General features: G+C 62.2%; 24 protein-coding genes and 1 pseudogene. 13 read left to right on the top strand and 12 right to left on the bottom strand.

Annotated features, from left to right (window positions below; genetic code table 11):
• Positions 1-11: 11 nt before the first annotated feature.
• Positions 12-860, top strand: coding sequence for a ferredoxin--NADP reductase (locus Q1A71_RS09710; RefSeq protein WP_299674702.1), 849 nt, complete (start codon positions 12-14; stop codon positions 858-860).
• A 54-nt stretch (positions 861-914) separates the two neighbouring features.
• On the opposite strand, the gene Q1A71_RS09705 is transcribed toward Q1A71_RS09710, so the two are convergent.
• Entirely contained in the window at positions 915-1,697 is a 783-nt protein-coding gene (locus Q1A71_RS09705) for a translation initiation factor 3 (RefSeq protein ID WP_299674699.1), read from the bottom strand.
• 205 nt (positions 1,698-1,902) lie between these two features.
• Between Q1A71_RS09705 and infC the strand changes: the two genes are divergently transcribed.
• Positions 1,903-2,448 carry a translation initiation factor IF-3 gene (gene infC / locus Q1A71_RS09700; RefSeq protein WP_366140238.1) on the top strand — a complete coding sequence of 182 codons (546 nt, stop codon included), beginning with the start codon at positions 1,903-1,905 and terminating at the stop codon, positions 2,446-2,448.
• A 130-nt stretch (positions 2,449-2,578) separates the two neighbouring features.
• Entirely contained in the window at positions 2,579-3,286 is a 708-nt protein-coding gene (locus Q1A71_RS09695) for a DUF1868 domain-containing protein (RefSeq protein WP_299674693.1), read from the top strand.
• Here Q1A71_RS09695 and Q1A71_RS09690 read toward each other — a convergent pair.
• Positions 3,283-4,305, bottom strand: a complete 1,023-nt coding sequence (locus Q1A71_RS09690; protein WP_299674690.1) for a molybdopterin-binding protein — start codon at positions 4,303-4,305, stop codon at positions 3,283-3,285. The genes Q1A71_RS09695 and Q1A71_RS09690 overlap by 4 nt on opposite strands.
• Positions 4,302-5,270, bottom strand: a complete 969-nt coding sequence (locus tag Q1A71_RS09685) for an XdhC family protein (protein WP_299674687.1) — start codon at positions 5,268-5,270, stop codon at positions 4,302-4,304. Before Q1A71_RS09685 ends, Q1A71_RS09690 begins: the two co-directional genes overlap by 4 nt.
• Positions 5,271-5,429: 159 nt before the next feature.
• Between Q1A71_RS09685 and Q1A71_RS09680 the strand changes: the two genes are divergently transcribed.
• Both Q1A71_RS09680 and grxD read left to right on the top strand, forming a co-directional pair.
• Entirely contained in the window at positions 5,430-5,666 is a 237-nt protein-coding gene (locus Q1A71_RS09680; RefSeq protein ID WP_299674684.1) for a BolA/IbaG family iron-sulfur metabolism protein, read from the top strand.
• A 59-nt stretch (positions 5,667-5,725) separates the two neighbouring features.
• On the top strand, positions 5,726-6,088 hold the full coding sequence (gene grxD, locus Q1A71_RS09675) for a Grx4 family monothiol glutaredoxin (protein ID WP_299674681.1): 363 nt from the start codon (positions 5,726-5,728) through the stop codon (positions 6,086-6,088).
• A gap of 698 nt (positions 6,089-6,786) precedes the next feature.
• On the opposite strand, the gene Q1A71_RS09670 is transcribed toward grxD, so the two are convergent.
• Positions 6,787-7,179: a cell division protein ZapA gene (locus Q1A71_RS09670; RefSeq protein ID WP_299674678.1), complete on the bottom strand. Its 393-nt coding sequence runs from the start codon at positions 7,177-7,179 to the stop codon at positions 6,787-6,789.
• Positions 7,179-7,664 (bottom strand): hypothetical protein, encoded by a 486-nt coding sequence (locus tag Q1A71_RS09665; protein WP_299674675.1) that lies wholly within the window; start codon positions 7,662-7,664, stop codon positions 7,179-7,181. The genes Q1A71_RS09670 and Q1A71_RS09665 overlap by 1 nt, the downstream gene beginning before the upstream one ends.
• Before the next feature lie 278 nt (positions 7,665-7,942).
• Between Q1A71_RS09665 and tkt the strand changes: the two genes are divergently transcribed.
• Positions 7,943-9,961: a transketolase gene (tkt, locus tag Q1A71_RS09660; protein ID WP_299674672.1), complete on the top strand. Its 2,019-nt coding sequence runs from the start codon at positions 7,943-7,945 to the stop codon at positions 9,959-9,961.
• Between the two features lie 55 nt (positions 9,962-10,016).
• On the opposite strand, the gene Q1A71_RS09655 is transcribed toward tkt, so the two are convergent.
• Entirely contained in the window at positions 10,017-10,976 is a 960-nt protein-coding gene (locus Q1A71_RS09655) for a DUF808 domain-containing protein (protein WP_299674669.1), read from the bottom strand.
• A gap of 214 nt (positions 10,977-11,190) precedes the next feature.
• Here Q1A71_RS09655 and gap (Q1A71_RS09650) point away from each other — a divergent pair, with 214 nt between their 5' ends.
• The 3 genes from gap (Q1A71_RS09650) (at position 11,191) to gap (Q1A71_RS09640) (ending at position 13,476) form a co-directional block, all read left to right on the top strand.
• Positions 11,191-12,192 carry a type I glyceraldehyde-3-phosphate dehydrogenase gene (gap, locus tag Q1A71_RS09650; protein WP_299674666.1) on the top strand — a complete coding sequence of 334 codons (1,002 nt, stop codon included), beginning with the start codon at positions 11,191-11,193 and terminating at the stop codon, positions 12,190-12,192.
• A gap of 90 nt (positions 12,193-12,282) precedes the next feature.
• On the top strand, positions 12,283-12,426 hold the full coding sequence (locus Q1A71_RS09645) for a hypothetical protein (RefSeq protein WP_299674663.1): 144 nt from the start codon (positions 12,283-12,285) through the stop codon (positions 12,424-12,426).
• A 48-nt stretch (positions 12,427-12,474) separates the two neighbouring features.
• Entirely contained in the window at positions 12,475-13,476 is a 1,002-nt protein-coding gene (gap, locus tag Q1A71_RS09640) for a type I glyceraldehyde-3-phosphate dehydrogenase (protein WP_299674660.1), read from the top strand.
• Here the strand turns inward: gap (Q1A71_RS09640) and coaD are convergent.
• The 3 genes from coaD to Q1A71_RS09625 all read right to left on the bottom strand — a co-directional run bounded on the left by coaD (position 13,473) and on the right by Q1A71_RS09625 (position 15,439).
• A complete protein-coding gene (gene coaD, locus Q1A71_RS09635) occupies positions 13,473-13,970 on the bottom strand; it encodes a pantetheine-phosphate adenylyltransferase (protein ID WP_299674657.1) in 498 nt (165 codons plus the stop codon). The two genes, gap (Q1A71_RS09640) and coaD, sit on opposite strands and share 4 nt — an antisense overlap.
• Positions 13,971-14,049: 79 nt before the next feature.
• Positions 14,050-14,484 carry a CBS domain-containing protein gene (locus Q1A71_RS09630; protein ID WP_299674654.1) on the bottom strand — a complete coding sequence of 145 codons (435 nt, stop codon included), beginning with the start codon at positions 14,482-14,484 and terminating at the stop codon, positions 14,050-14,052.
• Positions 14,485-14,542: 58 nt separating this feature from the next.
• Positions 14,543-15,439, bottom strand: coding sequence for a LysR family transcriptional regulator (locus tag Q1A71_RS09625; RefSeq protein ID WP_299674651.1), 897 nt, complete (start codon positions 15,437-15,439; stop codon positions 14,543-14,545).
• Between the two features lie 146 nt (positions 15,440-15,585).
• On the opposite strand from Q1A71_RS09625, the gene Q1A71_RS09620 reads away from it, so the two are divergent.
• Positions 15,586-17,085, top strand: coding sequence for a CoA-acylating methylmalonate-semialdehyde dehydrogenase (locus tag Q1A71_RS09620; RefSeq protein WP_299674648.1), 1,500 nt, complete (start codon positions 15,586-15,588; stop codon positions 17,083-17,085).
• Between the two features lie 60 nt (positions 17,086-17,145).
• Here Q1A71_RS09620 and Q1A71_RS09615 read toward each other — a convergent pair whose 3' ends face one another.
• On the bottom strand, positions 17,146-17,868 hold the full coding sequence (locus Q1A71_RS09615) for a VPLPA-CTERM sorting domain-containing protein (RefSeq protein ID WP_299674645.1): 723 nt from the start codon (positions 17,866-17,868) through the stop codon (positions 17,146-17,148).
• A 443-nt stretch (positions 17,869-18,311) separates the two neighbouring features.
• Between Q1A71_RS09615 and Q1A71_RS23650 the strand changes: the two are divergent.
• The 3 genes and pseudogenes from Q1A71_RS23650 to Q1A71_RS09605 all read left to right on the top strand — a co-directional run.
• Positions 18,312-19,328: pseudogene (locus tag Q1A71_RS23650) on the top strand (enoyl-CoA hydratase/isomerase family protein); the annotation flags it as partial.
• Positions 19,311-20,234: a 3-hydroxyisobutyrate dehydrogenase gene (mmsB, locus tag Q1A71_RS23645; RefSeq protein ID WP_366140237.1), complete on the top strand. Its 924-nt coding sequence runs from the start codon at positions 19,311-19,313 to the stop codon at positions 20,232-20,234. The pseudogene Q1A71_RS23650 and the gene mmsB, both read left to right, overlap by 18 nt.
• Before the next feature lie 121 nt (positions 20,235-20,355).
• Entirely contained in the window at positions 20,356-20,499 is a 144-nt protein-coding gene (locus Q1A71_RS09605) for a hypothetical protein (RefSeq protein WP_299674639.1), read from the top strand.
• 178 nt (positions 20,500-20,677) lie between these two features.
• Here Q1A71_RS09605 and uvrA read toward each other — a convergent pair whose 3' ends face one another.
• Entirely contained in the window at positions 20,678-23,551 is a 2,874-nt protein-coding gene (uvrA, locus tag Q1A71_RS09600; protein WP_299674636.1) for an excinuclease ABC subunit UvrA, read from the bottom strand.
• An 80-nt stretch (positions 23,552-23,631) separates the two neighbouring features.
• Complete coding sequence (locus tag Q1A71_RS09595) at positions 23,632-24,807, bottom strand: MFS transporter (RefSeq protein WP_299674633.1); 1,176 nt, start codon at positions 24,805-24,807, stop codon at positions 23,632-23,634.
• Positions 24,808-24,867 lie beyond the last annotated feature (60 nt).

The raw sequence follows: 24,867 nt of genomic DNA, 5'->3' as shown, positions 1-24,867 counted from the left end.
TTGACACATTCATGACCGAGCAGACCCCCGTGACCGAAGCTTCCGCCGTCAAAGTGCCCACACTGCCCGATGCGCAGACCGTGACCGCTGTTCAACACTGGACCGACCGCCTGTTTTCCTTCCGCGTGACGCGGCCCGCCTCGCTGAGGTTCCGCTCGGGCGAATTTGTGATGATCGGTCTGATGGGCGACCCGCACCCCGAGACCGGCAAGCAGAAACCGCTGCTGCGCGCCTATTCCATTGCCTCGCCCTCTTGGGATGAGGAGCTGGAATTCTATTCGATCAAGGTGCAGGACGGCCCGCTGACCTCCAAGCTGCAGCATATCCAGCCGGGGGATGAGATCATCCTGCGGCCCAAGCCCGTAGGCACGCTGGTGCATGACGCGCTGTTGCCGGGCAAGCGGCTGTGGTTCTTTGCCACCGGCACCGGCTTTGCCCCCTTTGCCTCGCTGCTGCGCGATCCGCAAACCTATGAGGATTACGATCAGGTCATCGTCACCCATACCTGCCGCGATGTGGCGGAGCTGGAGTATGGCCGTCAGTTGATCGAGAACCTGCGCACCGACGAGTTGATGCTGGAGCTGCTGGGCGAGGAGAACCTCGCCAAGCTCACCTATTATCCGACGACCACGCGGGAAGACAGCCCGAAGATGGGCCGGATCACGACGCTGCTGAAAGATGGCACGGTCTTTGCCGATCTTGGGATCGACGGTATCTCGCCCGAGACAGACCGCGCTATGGTCTGCGGCTCCATGGGCCTGAATACCGACCTCAAGGAGATCCTTGAAGGTTTTGGCCTAGAAGAAGGCGCGAATTCAGATCCCAAACATTATGTAGTCGAAAAAGCTTTCGTAGGCTGATCCATTCGGACATTCAAGAGGCGCCCGGAGTATACCCCTGGGCGCCTTTCGAATTCACTGAACGCCAAGGGCTGTGCGGATCTGCTCAAGCGCGGCTTGCAGCACCTCCGGATTGCCTTCCGCCTCGCGGACAGCGTTGGTCAGCAGCAGCTTTTGCGACGCGCCAAGATCGGAGTTCTCGATCATCTCCGAGACCTTCGCGAAATCGAACCCCTCGACCGTCAGCGCTTCAGGTGCTTTGACGTCGTCGACCGCAGCCGCTGTTTCGGACGAGGCCCCTTCGGTTTCGACCGCCGCCGTGTCGACGGGGGTATTGGCAGCGTCAGCGGCCTGCTCCGTCGCCTCAGCAGCTTCGGTCGCGACGGCGTCGGTGGCGTCTTCTGTGGCTTCGGCTGCATCTGTCACGGCATCATCAGCGGCTTCGGTCGCGGTTTCGACGGCGCCCGCCGCACTGTCAACTGCAGTCTCAGCAGCCTCTGACGTCGTATCGACGGCGGTCTCGGCAGCACCTGCAACTGCATCGACCGCATCATTGGCGGCCTCAGCCGTCGCAGTCGCTGCATCTTCTGCAAGATTTGCAGCCCCTTCGGCGGCGTCTGTCACAACATCGGTGGCCGTATCCACGGCATCACCAGCTGCTTCCGCCACAGCGGCGGCTGCGTCGTCCACGGCGTCAACCGCTTCGCCCACTGCCTCTTCCGCAGACTGCAGCGGCTCGGCTTCTTCGACGGCTTCCGCCGATTGCTGCACGATCTCTGCGGGGTTCTGCCCGGAATAGAGCAAATAGCCACCTCCGATGATCACAGCGGCCAGGAGAATCCAGATCAGATTTCGCATCACATTTTTCCTTTTTGTAGCGCGCAGGCGCCCGGTCAATGGGCGCACTTTTGCGTGGTAATGGCAGTTGCGCATCTCAGGTAAAACCATCAAGGGGGAAAACCGTTCCAATCGGCCCATTCCAGCCTATTTTGCGGCTTGAAGAAGCTCCCACCGCCAGTTAACTTAACCTCCCATATTTACCAACAATTCAAGGACGACAATCATCGCTCGCAGACCCCATAACGCGCCGCCTCAGAGAGACACCGGCCCGCGCGTGAACGAAAAAATCCGAAGCCCTGAAATCCGCCTGATTGGCGCCGATGGCGAGAATGTCGGCGTTGTTTCGCCCGACCGTGCGCTCGCGATGGCCGATGATGCGGGGCTTGATCTGGTAGAGATTTCGCCCAACGCAAACCCACCCGTGTGCAAGATCATGGACTTCGGCAAGTTCAAATACGAACAGCAAAAACGCGAGAGCGAAGCACGCAAGAAGCAGAAGGTCATCGAGATCAAAGAGGTCAAGTTCCGGCCCAATACGGACACGAATGATTATGATGTGAAGATGCGCAACGTCTTCAAGTTTCTTGAGAACGGCGACAAGGTCAAGGTCACGCTGCGATTCCGCGGGCGCGAGATGGCACACCAGAACCTCGGTCGTGAACTGCTGGAGCGCGTCGCCGAGGACACCAAGGACAAGGGTCGCGTGGAAAACTTTCCGAAGATGGAAGGTCGCCAGATGGTCATGCTTATCGGCCCGCTGCCGAAGTGACCCTCTGACCGGCGATGATCACGAAAGCGCCTTGCTCTACCAAGCGGGCGCTTTTTCAATGCCCGGTCGGCACAGCATCGGACGCCAGCAAGACACCCGATCCGCCACCAATTGAAAGAGACCCGCGCTCATGGCAACCAGCGACCTCGACCGATACGCAGCTCGCAACAACTCAGAACCGCCTGCACGCTTGGGTCAGCGGTACGATCACGACCGCTTTCTGCCCGAGCCCGGCAATACGGTGGTCTGTCATCTGGATCACAACGTGCCGGCGCATCAGGCGGTTTTGGACGCCCGCGCACGCCTGCAGATGCTGCCCGGGTCGGAGCGGTTCCTCTACACGCCGGTCAGCAGTCTGCACATGACCCTGTTCGAAGGGGTGATCGACACCCGTCGCACGGCAGACGCCTGGCCCAACGGGGTGGACCGAGACGCGCCCGTCGACGCGGTCACGGCGATTGTGGAGGAGCGGCTTGCGTCTTTCGCACCGCTGCCGGACTTTTCGGTGCGCGCGACCGGCGTGCTGCCGACCGGGCTCGTGCTCGCAGGTGCGACCGCTGAGGATGAGGCGCATATGCGCGCATGGCGCGACGCGCTGACAACGCCCTTCGGTTATCGCCACAACGATCATGACGCCTATCGTTTTCACATGACGTTCGCCTATCCCATCCAGTGGCTGCCCGATGACATGATGCCACTCTGGCACTCGGAATGTCAGGCGGTTCTGGAGGAACTGACCGCCGCAGCTCCGACATTGCCTTTGCGCTCCCCTGCCTTCTGCACCTTTGCAGACATGACGGCCTTCCCCGAACGGCTTGTGCTTGAGCCCGCGGACTAGGCGGAACTCGCACCTCGGCGCGTTGTCTTGCCCGCCCGTGGTTGCGGGCGCGTCGGGATTTCCTTGAGCAGACCGCCAACCCCCATCGCGGCGATATCGCCGTCGCTGACGTCGATTCCGCACATGACCCGTGCCAGCACCCAATCGGCCCCGTTCAAGGCCGGAGACCGTGCACATCCCGGCAGACCGATCACCGGCTGCGCGCCCAGATCACCGAGAAACAGAAGGTTGCCGGGGTCGACAGGCATGCCGAACCGGGTCACCAACCCCCCCGCCCGGCGCAGGGCTGCGGGCGCCACGTCGTCGATATCCGAGGTGGCCGAGCCGGTCAGGATCAGCGTCAGCCCGACGTTGGGCTCTGACAGCGCGCGCGCGAGCGCCGCCTCCTCGTGCGGAACGATGACGGCAGGTGCCATCTCAAGGCCAAACGCGGAGACCCGATTTGCAATCGCCGCCTGCCCCTTGCTTCCAGCCCCGCCGGGGATCTCGGTGATGATCAGCCGCACGGTGTCAATGATCGGCGGCGCCAGCCGGATGGCCTCACGTGCCACGGCGCAGGCCTCCTGCAGCGCATCCGCGGGAACGGCGTAGGAGATAATCTTGATCGTCGCAACCATCCCGCCGTCCGACATCTGCTGATGCGCCGGCACCGTTGCCAGGGTGATCATCGGATGCACGCGATTGACCGCGTCCAGCGCCGAGACGTCCAACATTGCCACCCCCGGGCCTTCGGCAAGCAGGTTGACACGCCCGGTAAATGGCTCCGTCACGCGCAACTGCTGGCGGGCCGGATCAGGCACCAGGGCCTTTGCCAGTTGGCGCGCCGCCTCATCTTCGATCACATCGCCCTCTTCCAAGCGCGCGACGATGACCTCTTCGGTCCCGGCAGCCGCCAGCGCGGCGACATCCGCACGACCAAGCACACGCCCCTTGCGCAGCCGGCCCGCCGAGCCCAGCGATACCGAATGCGCCAGAATGGCCCCCTCCGCCGTCTCCGTCGGAACCGCTCCGAATTTCACGACCCGCGCCTCAACACGCGCGTCATCTCGGAGAGGATCGCGACCGCGATTTCGGGCGGGCCCGACGCGCCGATGTCCAGACCAATCGGCCCGTGGATGCGTTCCAGCGCTTTCGGCGTCATGCCGGCCTCCTCCAACCGGTTCAGGCGGGCTGCGTGGGTCCGCTTGGACCCCAGAGCGCCGATATAAAATGCCCGGGATCTCAGCGCGATTAACAGCGCCGGATCATCGAGCTTGGGATCATGGGTGAGAAGCACAACGGCCGTGCGACTGTCGACGCCGATCTCTTCCAGCGCCTCATCCGGCCACTCCGACACGATGCGTTCGCCCGGAAAGCGCGCCTCTGAGCCGAAGGCCGCACGCGGATCCACGATGTAGGGGTCATAGCCGGCGATCCGCGCCATCGGGACCAGAGCCTGAGCGATGTGGACGGCCCCGACGATCACAAGCCTAAGGGGCGGATTGTGGATGCCGATGAATAACGCGCCTTCTGCCTCGAACCCCGAGCGATCCATGGCGAAACGGTCGGCGTAACCCTCGCGCACCAGCTGGCGCGCACCGGTGGTGAGGTTGACCTCGTAGGCAACCGGCTCCCGCGCAGCGCGCGACGCCGTCAGATCGCGCAGAACCTCTGCAGGCAGCACGTCGCCCACCGGCTCGACAAGAATCCGGATCGTACCGCCACAGGCGAGCCCCACGGCGAAGGCATCACCGTCGCTCACACCGTATTCGAGCAATCGCTGCTCGCCCGCCTCTAACGCGTCCGTAGCCTCGAGCACCACCGCACCCTCGACACAGCCGCCCGAGACCGAGCCCTGCATCTCACCATCCCCCGCGATCACAAGCTGGGCGCCCATCCGGCGCGGCGCCGAGCCCCATGTCTCCACCACGGTCGCCAGGACGGCGCCGCGTCCGGCGTCATGCCAGGCGAGCGCCTGCTCGGGTGCATTCTCGAAGACGTCCATCACATTCCTCCTCCGGACCGGACTATTCCCGATGACGGCTTTCTTGTCTGCCCAAAACTGCCCCGAATCCTGGGCGATTGTCAGGATGGACCATTTGGCATCTTGTCCCCGTCCGTCCCGCCGCTTACATCTGAGTCAAGATCATAACGGAGCCGCCGCATGCCCATGCAAGCCCAAGAAATCGAAGACCTGCTGCGCGCCAGCTTTCCCGATGCAAAGATCGAGGTCCAGGGCGAGGATGGCGTGCATATGGCGGCCATGGTCATTGATGAGAGCTTTCGGGGCAAGAACCGGGTGCAACAACAGCGCGCGGTCTATGCGGCCCTCAAGGGCAAGATGGACGGCTCCAACGGAGAGTTGCATGCACTGGCTCTGACGACGCGAGCCCCCGACTGAAACAGGATAGGATCGGTGCGGCCGGCACAGCGGCCCCTCAGAGACGAAGGAACACACAGATGTCAGACGCGAACAGCCAAATCAAGAACACCATCAGCAACAGCGACGTGGTCCTGTTCATGAAAGGCACCAAGGAAATGCCCCAATGCGGATTTTCCAGCCGTGTCGCAGGCGTGCTCAACTACATGGGTATCGAGTATTCTGATGTGAACGTTCTGGCAGACGAAGCGATCCGCCAGGGCATCAAGGACTTCTCCGATTGGCCGACAATTCCTCAGCTCTACGTGAAGGGGGAATTCGTCGGTGGGTGCGACATCATCACCGAGATGACCCTCTCTGGCGAGTTGGACACGCTGCTTGAAGAGAACGGTGTGCAATTCGACAAAGACGCTGCAGACAAGATCCGCGAAGCCAACGGATGAACATTTGGGCCCGATGGGTCCCGACCGACGCCATACGAGGGGCCTGCTGGGCCCCTTCTTTTTGCAACTCAGATCGGGGCGACCGTAGGCGAGGATGGTCCACAATTCCGATCACCCGGACCGGTCGTGGTTGACGAGGAGTCATCACGCCCTGCTCCTCCGACACACAGCACGGTGATCGACGCGTCGGAACACGCGTCGCAGGGCTCATACGGGATCACATGCTCATCAACGGTGATAGCTCCCGCACAGCATCCGTCGCCCGGCTCGCAAGGCTGCACCCCCGAGGCGGCTGCGCTCGTGGCCAGCGCGCCATCTGCTGTGCGCGACGCGTTTCCAAGCGCGCAATAAGCCGGATCCAGCCAGATCGGCGCGGGGCCCTGCTCCGTCGCGCGGGACGCAAGCGCCAAACCGCACAACACAGACACAGGCCAGCCCCGTCTTCGTCAACATAGATCACACCCCACTCGCTATCGGCGCGGTCTTGCAAGTGCGGCGGATCAGGCCGACCGCGCCACCTTGCGGCACCAGCGCATCCTGACTGTACGAGTTGGGTATCAAAGCAGGCTCGCAGCGCAGCGAGAGCCCAGCACAACATTTCTGCAAAAAATGCAGGTTGGTGTCAGGTTCTCTGACACCGCCGTCGCAAAAAAAAGCCCGCACAACAGCGCGGGCCTTTGCACTGCATGTTTGACCTGTCAGGCCTTGACCTTCTCCTCAACAGAAGCTGCCAACGCTTCGGCGCGTGCGGCCAGCTCTGCCAGGGTGTCGTTCACTGCCTGCGGCACCACGGGCACCTCAATCCGCTCAGGCTCGGCGCGGCTTTCGCGCAGATTGGCCAACTCGGCTTCGCAGGCGGTGAGCTTGGCCTGCACCTCGGCGACGCGGTCCTCAACGCTCGCGGTCTTGTCCGCCAGCATCAGTCCAGCCATCAGAAGCATGCGGGCCTCTGGCATCCGGCCCACCTGATCGGCCAACACCTGCGCTTCGTCATCCAGCATCTTGGCCGCCGTCTGAAGATAGTGCTCCTCACCCGCCTGGCAGGCCACATCGAACTGACGTCCGCCAATCATGATCGTGACTTCGGGCATCAACTCGCCTCCTCGGTTTCGGCCTGGGGTGTTTCCAGAAGTGGTGTCAGCGCCGCGATGATTTCGTCGGCTTCGGCAATCTCCGCCGCCCGCGCCGCACGCAGAGCCTCCAATTCGGCTATCATGGCGGTGTTGATCAGATGCGGCTCGCCCACGCCTTCCGCGTTGGCGGCGCGCAACGCCTCGCAAGCTTCGGTCAGTTGGGCGTTCGCGCGCCGCAAACGCTGCAGTTCCAGGTCGAACGCCTTCAGGCGTTTTTCCGCCTCAGCCGCTTTGGACTGCGCCTCTGTCAACGCGTCCTCCTGACGCTCGCTCAACACACGAACACGTTCGGTCAACTGAGCATTGGCGGTCTTCTCGTCCTCCAGCGCCTGTTGCAGTGCATCCACATCGGCACCGCCCGCCGCATCGAGACCTTCCAATCCGCGCGCGACACGATCCATCGCGGCCATAATCCGGCTATGCAAGTCTTCGATTTCGCTCATACCCACCTCATTCTTGCGCCTCCCGCGTCGGAAATCTCCCGGGCACGGACGAATCGCCTTGGATTTCATCAAGGTTAACTCTAATCCGAGGCCGCAACAAATGGGCGCGTCTTTGGGATCAAGCGCTTGGCCGACACTGTTGAAGCACCGAGGGGCGCAAACGCCCGACCCACCCTTGATCTTTGCGAAGCGGCTGATATGCAGCCCTGAAGCGCTGGCGCGACCAGCAGAACAGAGCCCGCCAAGGGCACGCCTGACGGACAAAGGATATCTTCTTCGTGGACCTCAAAGCTCTTGCGACTGCACACCCGGATCACTGGGCCAAAGCCACCGCCATCCGCGCTCTGACACTCGATGCCGTGGCCGCCGCCAACTCGGGGCATTCAGGGATGCCGATGGGCATGGCGGATGTGGCGACGGTGCTGTTTGAGAGCCATCTGCGCTTCGACCCGACCCAGCCGAATTGGCCGGACCGGGATCGATTCATCCTGTCTGCCGGGCACGGCTCCATGCTGCTTTATTCGCTGCTTTATCTGACCGGCTATGAGGACATGACCCTGGAGGAGATCAAGAATTTCCGCCAGTGGGGATCGCGCACCGCGGGTCATCCTGAATACGGCCACGCCTCGGGGATCGAGACGACGACTGGCCCGCTTGGGCAAGGCATCGCGAACTCCGTGGGTTTTGCCATGGCGGAGGAAATTCATCGCGCAACCTACGGCAAGAAGGTGGTCGACCACTATACTTACGTGATCGCGGGCGACGGCTGTCTGATGGAAGGGGTGAGCCAGGAGGCGATCACCTTGGCCGGGCGGCACCAGCTGAGCAAGCTGATCGTGCTGTGGGACAACAACAACATCACCATCGACGGGCCGGTCACCCTGGCGGACCGCACCGATCAGGTGCAGCGCTTCAAATCCGCCGGATGGGCCGTGCTCGAAATCGACGGCCATGATCCCGAAGCCATTGATGCGGCTCTGACCCAGGCCAAAAGGGGCAACAAGCCCACGATGGTCGCCTGCAAGACTCATATTGCGCTGGGGCATGCCGCGCAGGACACGTCCAAGGGTCACGGCGCACTGACCGACCCCGACCAGTTGCTGGCCGCCAAGGAGGCCTATGGCTGGAAGACCGGCCCCTTTGAAGTGCCCGCAGATGTGAAGGCCGCCTGGGAGGCCATTGGTGCGCGCGGCGCAGAGACCCGGCGGGCCTGGGAAGAGCGGTTTGATACCCTGCCCCGCGGCAAGCGCGAAACATTCAACCGGGCCTACTCGCGCGGCGTGCCGAAGAAGCTCAGCGCGGTGATCAAGGCCTTCAAGAAGCAAACCTCCGAGGCCGCCCCCAAACTCGCAACCCGCGCCAGTTCCGAGAAGGTGCTGGAAGTGATCAACCCCGTGATGCCCGAAAACGTGGGCGGCTCCGCCGACCTCACGGGCTCGAACAACACCAAAACCGCCGACCTCGGCGTCTTCGACGTGGACAACCGCGCGGGGCGTTATGTCTACTGGGGCGTACGCGAGCATGGAATGGCCGCGGCCATGAACGGGATGGCGCTGCACGGTGGCATCCGCCCCTACGGCGGCACCTTCATGTGTTTCACTGACTACGCGCGTCCGGCGATGCGGCTGGCCGCTCTCATGAAGATCCCCACGGTGTTTGTGATGACACACGACAGCATTGGTCTTGGCGAAGACGGACCGACCCACCAGCCGGTCGAGCATCTGGCGATCAGCCGTGCGACACCGAACACCCATGTGTTCCGTCCCGCGGACACGGTGGAGACGGCCGAAGCCTGGGAGTTGGCGCTGACCTCGAAGGAGACGCCCTCCGTCCTGTCGCTCACACGGCAAGGCCTGAGCACCGTCCGCACCGAACACAAGACCAAAAACCTGACCGCTCAGGGTGCTTATGTCCTTGCGGACGCGGAGGGCAAGCGCCAGGCGATCCTGCTGGCCACCGGCTCCGAGGTGGAAATTGCGATGGCAGCGCGCGATCTGCTGCACGCAGACGGCATCGGCGCACGGGTCGTCTCCATGCCCTGCTGGGAGCTTTTCGAGGAGCAGGACGAAGCCTACCGCAAGCGTGTTCTGCCGGGTGGTCCCGTAAGGGTCGCCGTGGAGGCCGGGATCCGCTTCGGCTGGGACCGCTGGCTCTTCGGCGAACGCGGACGCCGCGAGAAGTCAGGCTTCATCGGCATGCACGACTTCGGCGCCTCGGCACCTGCGGCCACACTCTACGATGAGTTCGGCATTACTGCCGAGGCCGTGGCCGCGAAAGTGAAATCGCTGATCAAATGAGCGACATCTGAACAGGCAGGTGGGGTGGGCTTTCAGGCCACCCTGCCCTTGCTGTTCAGTGCGACGCCTCCTGCTTGCCGCTCACAGCAGCAAAAAGCGGAGCAATCACCCGTGTCACCACAGGGATCAACAGCAGTCCCAGCACCAACCCGAAGATGCCATCGAAGATTGCGGTCACGAGCCATGCGCCAAAGCCAGACTCAGGTGAAACCGCAACAGCGATGTGATGGATCTGATCGTAGAGCCAAGGCATCCCCAGCACATCCAACCCATGGATGATGATGGACCCGCCGACCCAGAGCATGGCGGCGGTGCCCACGATGGTCAGCAGCTTCAAAAGCTTCGGCATCCCCTTCACCAGCCCACGCCCGACCGCGCGGCCCGAGCCGGTGCGCCCGTTGGCAGCCATCCAGACACCCACATCATCCATCTTAACAATCAGCGCCACAGCCCCATAGACGAACACCGTCACCGCGACCCCGGCGAAGGCCAGCGTCGCGGCTTCGAACCAGAAACTATCCGCCTCGATGTTCGACAGGATGATCGTCATGATCTCAGCGGAGAGGATGAAGTCCGTCTTGATGGCCCCTTTGACCCGGGTCTCTTCCAGATGCAGCGGGTCACCGACGGACATGTCCTTTTCCACATGCGCGTCGCCATGCGGGAAGAGCCAGTGAAAGACCTTCTCCGCCCCTTCGAAACATAAGTAAGCCCCGCCCAGCATCAACAAGGGCGTGATCACCCAGGGTGCAAAGGCGTTGAGCAGCAGCAGCGCGGGCATCAGCACAATGAGCTTGTTGAACAAAGATCCTTTGGTGATTTTCCAGATAATGGGCAACTCGCGGTCGGCCTCGAAACCGGTCACATACTTCGGCGTGACCGCGGCATCGTCGATAACCACCCCCGCAACTTTCGAGCCAGCCTTGGCCGCCTGCCCCACCACATCGTCGACCGAGGCCGCCGCAACCTTGGCGATGGCCGCGACATCGTCCAGCAACGCAAGTAACCCGCTCATCCTGATGCCCTCTTCCCTGACTGCCGGTGCAACGCAGAGGTAGAGCGATGGTTCCGCTTTGGCAATCCGCCGATGGTTGCGCTCACATGTCGGTTTTGCGACGGCCTGCTGCCAAGGTTTATCGCTAACACTCGGAAAACACGTCATTTTAACCATGACGCGGTGCAGCATTTCCGGCTATAGAGGCGGCATATGTTGGGTTTGGAGAGTGATCATGACCATCAAAGTCGGTATTAACGGGTTCGGACGCATCGGGCGCTGCACATTGGCCCATATCGCAACATCCGGACGAAACGACATCGACGTGGTCGCGATCAACGCCACCGGACCTCTCGAAACCGCAGCACATCTTATCAAATACGATTCGGTGCATGGCCGCTTCCCCGGCAACGTGGTGGTGGGCGCCAACTCGCTCGACCTCGGGCGCGGCCCGATCCGGATGATGTCGACCTACGACATGAACGCCCTCGACTGGACCGGCGTGGACGTGGTGCTGGAATGTACCGGCAAGTTCAATGACGGCGAGAAGGCCAAGACGCACATCGACCGTGGAGCCAAGCGCGTGCTGATCTCGGCGCCGGCCAAGCGGGTCGACCGCACCATTGTCTACGGCGTGAACCACCGCGATCTGCTGCCCAGCGATGCGGTCGTCTCCAACGGCTCCTGTACCACCAACTGCCTGGCCCCCATGGCCAAGGTGCTGGACGAGGCCATTGGCATCGAGCGCGGGATCATGACCACGATCCACTCGTATACCGGTGACCAGCCGACGCTGGATCGCCGCCATGACGATCTCTACCGCGCCCGCGCTGCCGCGATGGCGATCATCCCGACCTCAACCGGTGCCGCAAAGGCGCTCGGAGAAGTCCTGCCCAACTTGGCCGGCAAGCTCGATGGCACAGCAATGCGGGTGCCGACACCGAATGTCTCAGCCGTCGACCTGACCTTCGAGGCCCCGCGCGACGTGACGGTCGAGGAAGTCAACGCGGCTCTCGAGCAGGCCGCCAGGGGGCCAATGTCCCGCGTTATGGCGTACGACCCCGAGGCCAAGGTCTCCATCGATTTCAACCACACTGAACACAGCTGCATCATCGCCCCCGATCAGACCAAGGTAGTGGGTGGGCGCACCGTGCGCGTGTTGGCCTGGTATGACAACGAATGGGCCTTCTCGGCGCGCATGGCGGATGTCGCCGTCAGCATGGGTCACCTGGGCTGACGCGACACGGCTTGCGGGTCACCGAACGGGCTGGCATACAACGGCAGGCGGGGCCTTGCCCCGTTTGAGGTTCGGGCGAGAAAGGCTTTCATGACAAATCGCATCGCGCTTGTCCTGGGCGTGCTCATCATCGGCTTTGTGATGGTGGACATGCTGCTTTTCGGGACGGAGCATGTCGTGTTTGTCGGCAAAAAGCTCTTCGACCTGATCGATTGGCTCTCCTTCTGGAGATAGAGGTCCGGGGGCGGTTGTGTCACCCCCCTGCTGCAAGGAAGGACGGCAATGGCACTCAGGCTTGGGATCAACGGATTTGGCCGTATCGGGCGGACCGTGCTGCGTGTGCTCATGGAACGCGGTCACGCGGACATGCAGGTTGTTGCGATCAACGATCCGGCACCCGCGGACACTTTGGCACATCTCTTTGAGTTTGATTCTACCCATGGACCCTACCGCGGGCCTCTCACCTACTCCGAGGCAGGCCTGGATCTTGGCCAAGGACCGATCCGCATCACGGATATCCAAGATCCAAGCGCCGTCACCTGGCCCGATGTCGACATCGTTCTGGAATGTAGCGGCCGGTTTACCGATCCCGTCCGCGCTCGCGAGCATCTGTCGCGCGGCGCCCGCCGGGTATTGCTGTCGGCCCCGGCCAAGGGCGCCGCCAAAACGATTATTGAGGGCATTAACACCGACACACTTGCAGCGGACGATCTGCTGATCTCCAACGGCTCCTGCACCACCAACTGCCTGGTCCCGATTGTGAAGATCCTGCACGACGCTTTCACCATCCGGCGCGGCATGATGACCACCGTGCATTGCTATACCAGCAATCAAAGCCTGCACGATGCGCCGCACACCGATCTCTATCGCGCACGGGCTGCGGCCGTGTCGATGATCCCCACGACCACCGGCGCAGCTCAGACACTCGGTGAGGTGCTGCCCGATCTGGCTGGGCGCATCACCGGCCAGGCCATCCGCGTACCTGTGCCGAACGTCTCCTGCATCGATCTTTCGGTGGAGGTGAGCCGCACAACGGATGTGGAGACTGTGAACGCCGCTTTTCGGCAGGCTGCGGCGGGCACGATGGCCGGCATCCTTGCAACGACCGACCGCCAGCTTGTGTCATCTGATCTGAAGCAAGCCCCGCAGAGCGCTGTCTTCGCTGAGGATCAGACGCGCGTTCAGGACGGCACATGGGTGCGCGTGCTGGCTTGGTACGACAACGAATGGGGGTTTTCCAATCGCCTTATCGAAGTCGCCGCGCGAATGGGCAAGCTGCTCTAGGTCTTGCCAAGCTGCGACAGCAGGGCTTTGCGCACCTGCGGGGTGACGAATTTACTGATGTCACCATCCAGTCGTGCAATCTCCTTGACGAGCTTGCTCGCGATCGCCTGATGCTGCGCCTCGGCCATCAGAAACACAGTCTCGATGGTGTCGTCCAGCTGTCGGTTCATGCCGACCATCTGGTATTCATACTCAAAATCCGCAACGGCGCGCAGTCCGCGCACGATGATCTGCGCGCCGACATCGCGCGCGCAGTCGATCAACAGGTTCTCGAAGGGATGGACCACGATCTCAATCCCGGTTTGGCGGGCCAGTTCGGCGCATTCCGCCTCGATCAGCGCCACACGGTCTTCCAGATCAAAGAGCGGGCCCTTGTCGCGATTGATCGCCACGCCCACGACAAGGCGATCTAGAAGGACTGCGGCGCGTCGGATGATGTCGATATGACCCAGAGTGATCGGGTCGAAGGTGCCTGGATAGAGTCCAACGCGCATGTGGGCTCTCCTGTCGTGGATATTGCGGCCACCGGACCATTTCAGACCGGCAAATGCAAGAGGTTAACGCAGGCGCGCGTCAGTACCCCATGATCATGCCTTCAAGCGCGTTTTTCTCCATCGACAGCTCCATCAGCTTGGCCTTGACCACATCGCCCAACGAGATCACGCCAACGAGTTTGCCGCCCTCCACGACAGGCATATGGCGAAACCGCCCATCTGTCATTTTCTGCAAAACGGCGTCTGCGGGATCTTCGCTGCCGCAGGTGATCAACTTGGTCGTCATCAGGGTGTCCACCGAATGGGACAGGCACCCCGCCCCGCGTGCGCCGATCTCGCGGACAATATCGCGTTCGGACAGGATACCGTCTGCGGTACTTCCATCACGAGAGACGACCACCGTCCCGATCCGTTTCTCGGATAGGACTTTGGCGGCTTCGCTCACCAAGGTCGCCGGCGAGACCGTCACAATATCATGTAAAGCCTTGGTTTTTAGAATTTGGGACACCAACATGCCGCACCTCCTTAAGCCCTGTTGCGTCGCTCCAGCGTCTCCGCAAAGGGGCACCAAGTCAAGCCAGCGCTTCAAGCCGTGCAACTTCTGCGCGCAAACCTGCGGTGAGTGCCTTGGCAAACAGGCTCAACCGCAGGTTACGCCGATCATCTGCATGGCGAATGAGGTAAAAGGCTCGTGTCAAGCTGATCTCATCGGTCAGGATCCGACGCACGCCTGGCATCGCGGGCACCGAGAAATCATGCACGATACCGACGCCACCACCTTGCCGGATCCAGTTGATCTGCACGGAGACCGAATTGGACGCCAGCGGCACCCGCGTGATACCGAGATCGCGGAGGTAGTCCAGTTCACGGTCGAAAATCATATCCGGGATATAGCCTACAACACGGTGCCCCCGAAGGTCCTGCAACTGCTGGATGGGCAGATTTGATCCCAGATATCCCTCCGCAGCAGCGAGATGCAGTTGATAGTCGGTAATCTTCTGCACGACCAGCCGCCCGGCCGTCGGTGCGCTGACCGCAATCGCCATATCCGCTTCGCGACGCGACAGGTTGAAGACCCGAGGCAGGGCCACGATCTGAACATCCAGCTTGGGATGCTGATCGCAGATCGCCGCACACACCTGCGGCAGCAGGTAGTTCGCACAGCCGTCCGGTGCACCGATCCGGATTTGCCCGCTCAAAGCGTCCGTCGACGCAGGGAGGTCCGCGACGGCATTGCGCATCGCCCGCTCCGCCGTTTCAGCCCGCGCGAGCAGCGATTGCCCCGCGTCGGTCAAAGCATAGCCCTGGGGTGACTTCGCAAAGAGCGTGGTCTGCAACGCCGTCTCCAGCCGCTGCATCCGGCGGCCCAGCGTCGCAGGATCGAGCCGCAGGGTCTTGCCGGCGCCGGACAGTGACTGTTCCCGCGCAACCGCGAGAAACAACCTCAGATCGTCCCAATTTGCATCCATCTCGCCGATGATCCCCTGCCCGATGGCACTCTGTCGCTTTGCAAAAACACAAAACAGCTTTGCCAGCTTCCCTCTTTCACCCGGGTTTTTGCAAGACTATGCTGCAAGCGACCCCGACCGGGCCAGTCAAATCGCGGAGGACACAGATGCAAGAGCTTACCCATTATCTCAACGGCGCCCATGTGAAAGGCACCTCAGGCCGCTTCGCGGATGTGATGAATCCGGCCACGGGAGAGGTGCAGGCAAAGTGCCCGCTCGCCTCGAGATCCGAAGTCGAACAGGCCGTGGCCTATGCTGCCGAGGCGCAACCGGCCTGGGCCGCGGTGAACCCGCAGCGTCGCGCGCGGGTGCTGATGAAATTCGTGGATCTTCTGAACCGGGATATGGACAAGCTGGCCGAGGCGCTCTCCCGCGAACACGGCAAGACCTTGCCCGACGCCGCCGGTGACGTGCAGCGGGGCCTTGAGGTGGTGGAGTACTGCATCGGTGCGCCGCAGCTTTTAAAGGGTGAATATACCGACAGCGCAGGCCCCGGCATCGACATGTACTCCATGCGCCAGCCGCTGGGTGTCACCGCCGGCATCACCCCCTTCAACTTCCCTGCGATGATCCCGATGTGGATGTTCGCGCCCGCCATCGCCTGCGGCAATGCTTTCATTCTCAAGCCGTCCGAACGGGACCCGTCCGTGCCTCTGATGCTCGCAGAGCTGATGGAAGAAGCGGGCTTGCCGAAAGGCGTGCTGCAGGTGGTGAATGGCGACAAGGAGGCAGTGGATGCGATCCTGCATGACCCGGTGATCCAATCCATCGGATTTGTGGGCTCCACCCCGATTGCCGAATACATCTATGGCACCGGCTGCGCGCAGGGCAAACGCGTCCAGTGCTTCGGTGGCGCCAAGAACCATATGATCGTGATGCCGGACGCGGATATGGATCAGGCGGCGGACGCATTGGTGGGCGCCGGATATGGAGCCGCAGGCGAGCGCTGCATGGCGATCTCCGTCGCTGTGCCTGTGGGGGATGAAACGGCGGATCGGCTGATCGAGAAGCTCGTCCCGCGCATCGAAAAGCTGAAGGTCGGTCCTTATACCGCGGGCAACGACATCGACTATGGCCCGGTTGTCACGGGGGCGGCCAAGGCCAACATCGAACGCCTTGTGCAAAGCGGTATCGACCAGGGCGCCAAGCTGGTGGTCGACGGGCGCGATTTCAGCCTGCAGGGCTACGAAGACGGGTTCTTTGTCGGCCCCCACCTGTTTGACCATGTGACAAAGGACATGGACATTTACAAAACCGAGATCTTCGGGCCGGTTCTGTCCACCGTGCGGGCGCAAAGCTATGAGGACGCGCTTGGGCTGGCCATGGACCACGAGTACGGCAATGGCACCGCGATCTTCACCCGTGACGGCGACGCGGCGCGGGACTTCGCCAACCGTGTCAATGTCGGCATGATCGGTGTAAACGTGCCCATCCCGGTGCCGCTCGCCTATCACACCTTCGGCGGCTGGAAGAAGTCCGTCTTTGGTGATCTCAACCAGCATGGGCCTGACGCGTTCAAGTTCTATACGCGCACGAAAACGGTTACCTCTCGCTGGCCCTCGGGCATCAAGGAAGGTGGCGAGTTCAATTTCAAGCCAATGGAATGAATGAATAAGGGCGGCTCCGAAGAGCCGCCCCGACCGTGTAAAATCGTTACGCGATTTGAATTACTTGCGCCGGCGCATCAACCCCATGCCGCCAATCGCGGCGATGAGCATCCAACCCGCCGCCGGCAGAGGCACGGGTGAGATATCGTCGTAAGAAACCTTCACGCCCTTGAGCTTGAAGTTGTCCCAATTGTCACAGCTGTAGGTTTTGCCCCGCTTGTGGCAGGTGCTGTTCGCAGCACCGATGCCGAACATCGTGCCGGTCCAGTCCTGGTGGAAATCGTAGTATCCGTAGCCTTCACCCACAATATCAACATGTGGATAGAACGCCCCGGCATCCTCACCATCCACGACCGAGAAGGCGAAATCATCGTCCCAGTCCACAAGGCTGAAATACAGGCGTTCAATCGTCACCGTCTTGTTGAACGACAGTTTGATCACCTCGTCGCCCTTGCGGCTATCGACCTGATGCGAGTCGCGATGGCCGGTGGTCACGCCCAGCCCCCCGCCCTGAACGGTCCAGGAGTGCGAGGACCAATCCCAAGCGGTCTCATACCCATACTGGCCAATCCGGCGGATATCCCCGATGGAACCATCGTCATTCAAGAGATGGCCCGTCGCGGACAATGTCAGATCGCCGCTCTCGAACTCAAGGCTATCGCCGGCGGCCTGCAGGCCTTGGTGGCCAACCAGATCGAAATAGGCGTGGACAGGTGCGGCGGAGAGAGCACCTGTCCAAACGGCATATACCAGAGCTGCACACGCAGTCTTTCTCAAACCCATTACCCTACACCTTTTACGTTGATCGCAGCATTTGCCCCGATAGCTGCGAGAACTTTTTACTCAAATTCTTCTAATATGAGCGGAGTTTTGCTGCAAAGACTTCTTAGCGGAGGGTTAACGCGGTACCTTGATCGGCTCTTGAGGTCGACATTTAGATTAACTCATTATTAATGTTTGATTAATCCTGATCCGCATCTTCGATACGACAGCAATACATGCCCTTCAATGTTTCAATTCTGCAGCAAATCCTGATGAAATTCCCCCTTAGATCAAGCCAAGAAACAGACTGTTCTCGGATTTGGGAAAAAGAATTTGACATGAACATGGCTACCTAACTGATTCGAATCAGCTGACTAGGCACGCAGGGTGTGTGCGACTTGCGCTTGAATGCCCCTCTCTCCCAAGCGATACACGCCGGGGACAGTTTCAGCGCGGTGACGCACATGACCGACATCCTCATCCGGACCATTGGCTCAACGGGCCGTATCACCCTGACGCGGCCAGACGCGCTCAATGCGCTGACCTATCAGATGTGCCTGGACATCGAGGCGGCGCTTGAGCGCTGGCGGGCCGACGACAAGGTCGCCCAGGTGGTGCTGGATGCGGATGGCGAGCGTGCCTTTTGCGCAGGCGGTGATATCGCGGACATGTACCAGACTGGGAGGGCGGGCGATTTCGATTATGGCCGCCGCTTCTGGGCTGATGAATACCGGCTGAATGCGAAGATCTTCAACTACCCCAAGCCCATCGTGTCCTTTCTGCAGGGGTTCACGATGGGCGGCGGTGTGGGGATCGGCTGTCATGGATCGCACCGCATTGTCGGTCAAAGCAGCCAGATCGCGATGCCCGAGTGCGGCATTGGTCTGATCCCAGATGTGGGCGGGTCCCTGATGCTGGCCTTGGCACCGGGCCGCGTTGGAGAATATCTGGGCATCACGGCCGCCCGCATGTCTGCAGCCGACGCGATTTATGCGGGGTTCGCGGATCACTATATCGACGAGTCCGACTGGCCCGCGTTGATTGCTGAACTGGAAAGCGGCGCCTCTGTCGAGTGCGTCACCGCTGCAGCAACACCACCCGGCGACGGGCACCTGGAAGGGCTGCAGCACGACATTGACCGGCATTTCGGAGGCGAGAGCCTCTCCGACATTCTCAACAGCCTGCAGCACGATACGGACGACTTTGCCCAGGCAACCCTGACACAGATGGACCGCAACAGCCCGCTGTCGATGGCCTGTACGCTCGAGATCGTGCACCGTTTGCGCGGGCCCTCCCTTACCATCGCAAAGGCCCTGGATCTGGAGTATCGCTTCACCTACCGGTCCATGGAACTGGGGGACTTTCTGGAAGGGATCCGCGCCGCCATCATCGACAAAGACCGCACGCCGGCCTGGCAATACGCTGATCAGTCGGTGCCCGCCGCGTCGGTCAGCAAGATGCTGATGCCGCTGGGAAAACACAGATTGCAGCTGGAGGAGGACAATATGGCGCAACTCAAGATCGGCTTTATCGGTTTGGGAAACATGGGTGCCCCGATGGCTGCAAATCTGGCCAAGGCCGGGTGCCATGTGACCGGGTTCGACACGGTTGTCTCTCAGGTTGACCAGCTGACCATGGCGCGCTCTGCGGCCGCGGCGGCAGACGGCGCGGATATCGTTGTGACGATGCTGCCCAACGGCGGAATCCTGCGGCGCGTTGCGGACGAGGTGCTGCCCAAGATGAGGCCCGGCGCGCTGCTGCTCGATTGCTCGACCGTCGATGTGGACAGCGCCCGTGCGGTGGCGGATCAGGCTGCGGGGCACGAGGTGATGGCTGTGGATGCGCCCGTGTCCGGAGGCATCGGTGGCGCGGCGGCGGGCACGCTCACCTTCATGGCCGGAGGGTCGGAGGAGGCCTTCGCGAAGGTGCAACCGCTCTTCGAGATCATGGGTCAGAAGGCGGTGCATTGCGGCGGGCCGGGCGCCGGCCAGGCGGCCAAGATCTGCAACAACATGATCCTTGGCGCCACCATGATCGCCACCTGCGAGGCCTTTGCCTTGGCGGACAAACTGGGCCTGGACCGGCAGAAGATGTTCGATGTGGTGAGCACGTCGTCGGGTTATTCCTGGTCGATGAATGCCTATTGTCCCGCGCCAGGCGTGGGCCCGCAAAGCCCAGCCGACAACGGATATAAACCGGGGTTTGCCGCTGAGTTGATGTTGAAGGATCTGGGCCTCTCGCAACAGGCGGCAGAGGCCGTTGGTGCGGATACGCCGATGGGCGCGCGGGCGTTGGAGCTCTACCGCAAGTTTGTCGAGGAGGAAGGTGGTATGGGACAGGACTTCTCGGCGATGCTGCCGAGGTTTGAAGCCAAGACCCGGGACTGATGGCGTCGGCGTCTCTCCGCCTCTGACATCCGCTGTGATCGAAAATTCGCTGAGCAATATTGCAGACAACCGATGGCATCCCCAAATTCTGAGCATAACCGTCAGATTTAGGAGATGCCTCATGCAGGATGAGAAAAGACCGCCCACGTCGATCGACACTATCGTCCAAAAGCTGAAAACCGACATCAGTTTGACCGCGCCCGGGTGGGTTTTTGCGGTCGCAGTCATCGTCGTATTGGTCCTGATCGGTGCTGCGCTGGATTGATCCCGAGCAATGGCAAATCAACCGTCGGTGGCCTGTCTGTATCGCGTCGGTATTACGTCGGTATCACGTCGGTGCGCTGCGCACGATGGTGCTGGCTCGTACTAACGGTTGAGCTGGGGAGGAGCCACGCCGGGCCGTGCACGCAACGCGTGCACGGCCCGGCGTGGCTCCGGCGCTCCTATTCAGCCGCAACGCGCTTGGCGTGCGATAGCATCGGCTTGAGATATTTGCCGGTGTAGCTCTCGGCGACCTCGGCCACCTCTTCCGGCGTACCGGTCGCCACGATCTGGCCGCCACCATCGCCGCCTTCTGGTCCGATATCAATGATGTGGTCCGCCGTCTTCACCACATCGAGATTGTGCTCGATCACGATCACCGAATTGCCCTGATCGACCAGCTCGTGCAGCACCTCCAAAAGCTTGCGCACATCCTCGAAATGCAGGCCCGTGGTCGGCTCGTCGAGGATATAGAGCGTGCGCCCCGTGGAGCGCTTGCTGAGCTCCTTCGACAGCTTTACCCGCTGCGCCTCACCGCCGGAGAGCGTTGTCGCCTGCTGGCCCACCTTGATATAGCCCAAGCCGACGCGCATCAGCGCATCCATCTTCTCGCGGATCGACGGCACCGCCTGAAAGAACGCCTGCGCGTCCTCCACGGTCATATCCAGCACATCGGCGATGGACTTGCCCTTGAACTTGATCTCCAGCGTCTCGCGGTTGTAGCGGGCGCCCTTGCAGGTTTCGCATTCCACGTAGACGTCCGGCAGGAAGTGCATCTCGATCTTGATCACGCCGTCGCCCTGACAGGCCTCGCAGCGTCCGCCCTTCACGTTGAAGGAAAACCGCCCCGGCTTGTAGCCGCGCGCCTTCGCTTCGGGCAACCCGGCGAACCAGTCGCGGATCGGCGTGAAGGCACCGGTGTAGGTCGCAGGGTTCGAGCGCGGGGTGCGCCCAATGGGGCGCTGATCGATGTCGATGACCTTGTCGAGGTGTTCCAGCCCCTTGATCGTTTCGCAGGGCGCCGGGGTCTGGCGCGCGCCGTTCAAACGCATCGACGCGGTCTTAAACAGCGTTTCGATGGTCAGGGTGGATTTGCCGCCACCCGAGACACCTGTCACGCAGACGAATTTGCCCAGCGGGTAATCAACGGTCACGTTCTGCAGGTTGTTGCCGCTTGCGCCGACCACCTGGATCGACTTCTTCTTGCCGGGGCGGCGCTCTGCGGGCACTGAAATCTCGCGGACCCCGGTCAGATATTGCCCGGTGATGGATGTCTTCGACGCGGCGATCTTGCGTGGTGTGCCGTGGGCCACGACTTCGCCGCCGTGCACGCCCGCGCCCGGGCCGATGTCGAAGACGTAATCGGCCTCGCGGATCGCCTCTTCGTCGTGTTCCACCACGATCACGGTGTTGCCCTGATCGCGCAGGTTCTTGAGTGTGTGCAGCAGCCTGTCGTTGTCGCGCTGGTGCAAGCCGATGGAGGGCTCGTCCAGCACGTAGAGCACGCCGGTGAGGCCGGAGCCGATTTGCGAGGCCAAGCGGATGCGCTGGCTCTCGCCGCCCGAGAGCGTACCCGCGTTGCGGCTGAGCGTGAGGTATTCGAGGCCCACGTTGTTCAGGAAGCCGAGGCGTTCGCGGATCTCTTTCAGGATGGCGCGGGCGATTTCGTTCTTCTGAGCAGTGAGGTGTTCGGGCACGGTCTCGCACCAGTCAAAAGCCTCGCGGATCGACATCTCGACCACCTGGCCGACGTGCAGCGCCTCGCCTGCCGGGCCAATCTTCACCGCCAGCGCCTCTTCGCGCAGCCGATAGCCGCCGCAGGCGCCGCAGGGGCGGTTGTTCTGGTAGCGCTCGAATTCCTCGCGGATCCAGTTGCTGTCGGTCTCGCGGTAGCGGCGCTCCATGTTCGGGATTACGCCTTCGAAGGTGCGGGTCACCTGATAGACGCGGCCGCCTTCGTCATAGCGAAAGGCAATCTCCTCCTCGCCGGAGCCGTAGAGGAAGACCTGCTGCACTTTCTCGGGCAGATCCTTCCATTTGGTCGATTGCTTGAACTTGTAATGTTTCGCGATGGCTTCGATGGTTTGCAGGAAGTAGGGGCTCTTGCCCTTGCGCCAGGGGGCGAGCGCCCCATCGGCGATCTTCAGGTTCTGGTCGGGCACCACGAGGCGCTCATCGAAGAAGAGCTCCACCCCGAGGCCATCACACTCCGGGCAGGCGCCAAAGGGAGCGTTGAAAGAAAAGAGCCGCGGCTCGATCTCGGGGATGGTGAAGCCGCTGACCGGGCAGGCGAATTTTTCGGAGAAGGTGGTGCGCGCGGGGTCGCCTTCGCTGGGGGCCGTCTCAAGGATCGCGATGCCGTCCGCCAAGTCCAGCGCGGTGCGCAAGCTGTCCGCGAGCCGCGTCTCCAGCCCTTCGCGGACGACGATGCGGTCGACCACCACGTCGATGTCGTGGCGGAATTTCTTGTCGAGCGTCGGCGGCTCGTCGAGTTCGTAGAATTGCCCGTCGACCTTGACGCGCTGGAAGCCCTGCTTGCGGAGTTCGAGGAATTCCTTGCGGTACTCGCCTTTCCGGTCGCGGATGATCGGGGCGAGGAGATAGGCGCGGGTGCCCTCCTCCATCGCCATGATCCGGTCGACCATGTCCTGCACCTGCTGCGCCTCGATGGGCTTGCCGGTTGCGGGGGAATAGGGTGTGCCGACGCGAGCGAAGAGGAGCCGCATGTAGTCGTAGATCTCGGTGACGGTGCCGACTGTGGAGCGCGGGTTCTTCGAAGTGGTTTTCTGCTCAATGGAAATCGCGGGCGACAATCCGGCGATATGATCCACGTCCGGCTTCTGCATCATGTCGAGGAACTGCCGCGCGTAGGCGCTCAGCGATTCGACATAGCGGCGCTGGCCTTCCGCATAGATCGTATCGAAGGCGAGCGAGGACTTGCCGGAGCCCGAAAGCCCTGTAATCACAACGAGTTTGTCGCGCGGGATGTCCACGTCGATGCTCTTGAGATTGTGCTCGCGCGCGCCGCGCACTTCGATGTGTTTCAACTCGGCCATCAGCCACCCCCGTTCAACGTGCTAGACATAGGCGGAATGCCCGGAAGTGCCAATGAAAAAGTGAGAACGAAGCGGGAACCTTACGCCTGCTGACGTTTCCTGGCAAGAACGAGATGCGCGGCGCCTCCGAGCAGGAAGGCGAGGCCCGCCAGGATGGGCAGGCCGGCGTAGCCCAGGCTGCCTGCGGTGATGGCCATGATTGGGGTGCCGAGGGTGTTTCCGATGTTGCCGGTCTGGGCCAAAGCGCCGTTGGCGCGGGCCTGGGTGTCGGCGGTGCGGTTGAGCTGGGGCACGGCGGCGAAGCTGGCGCCCTGGATCAGCCCCATGGTGGCGGCAAGGGCGAGACAGGCGGCGGGTGCGCCCGGTGCGAGCCAGAGGGCGATCATGGCGAGCACGCTGCCCGCGAAGCCGATCAGGATGACGTTGATCGCAGGGACAAAGCGCAGCAGGAAGACGCCGAGCGTCATCGAGGAGGCGATGCTGACGAGCGGCATCGCGCCCATGACGAAGGCGCGGACCTCGGGCGCGATGTAGGCTGGCAGCACCGTCAGGATCGAGACGAAGCAGAAGGTGTAGAACAGCCAGCCTATGGCGGGCGCCGAGATATAGGGTGAGCTGTAGATCTCAACGTGGTCCCGCAGGACTTTGCCAAGCGAGAGCGCGGGGGCGTCCGTGTCGATCTCCAACGCTTTCAGGCGGTGCGCGAGCAGCAGCGCGAAGGCGGCCATGTAGAGCCCGTGGGCGGCGAGCAGAGCTGGGATGCCCTGCCAGGCCACCAGCGGCAGGCCCGCCCAGGCGAGCACGGTGAAGGCGACCCCGAAGAAGGTGCCCCAGAGGGTCAGCGCGAGGCCGCGGTCTTTGGGCGCGCAGATCTGGGCGATGAGCGTCGGTGTGGCGACGACGATGGCGAGATGCGACAGCCCTTCCAGCGCGCGGCTGGCCAGCATCCACGGCAGCGGCGGCAGCAGCGCCTGGAAGAGTGAGAGCGCGGCGCCGATCCACAGCGCCCACAAGAGCGCGCGGCGATAGCGGATGCGGGCGACCATCACGCCCGCCGCGACGCCGAGGAAGATGCCCAACAGCCCGACCACCGACACGATCAGCCCAAGGGCCGCGCCCGCCTCGGGGTAAACGGCGGGCAGCTGGTCGAAAATCGCGCTGAACTTGCCGTATTGCGCGGCGGCACCGAGCCCCGCGCCCCACAGCGCGAGGACGAGACCCCAAGGGGTTTTCGGTTCCGTGTCACGGGACGGCATGTGAGAAGATCTCCACCGGGACCATCCCGGTCCGCCTAGATATGACGAAGGCGGGGGAGG

It is taken from the genome of uncultured Roseobacter sp., assembly GCF_947493125.1.
Lineage (GTDB): Bacteria > Pseudomonadota > Alphaproteobacteria > Rhodobacterales > Rhodobacteraceae > Roseobacter.
This window is presented reverse-complemented; position numbering and strand designations above follow the sequence as displayed.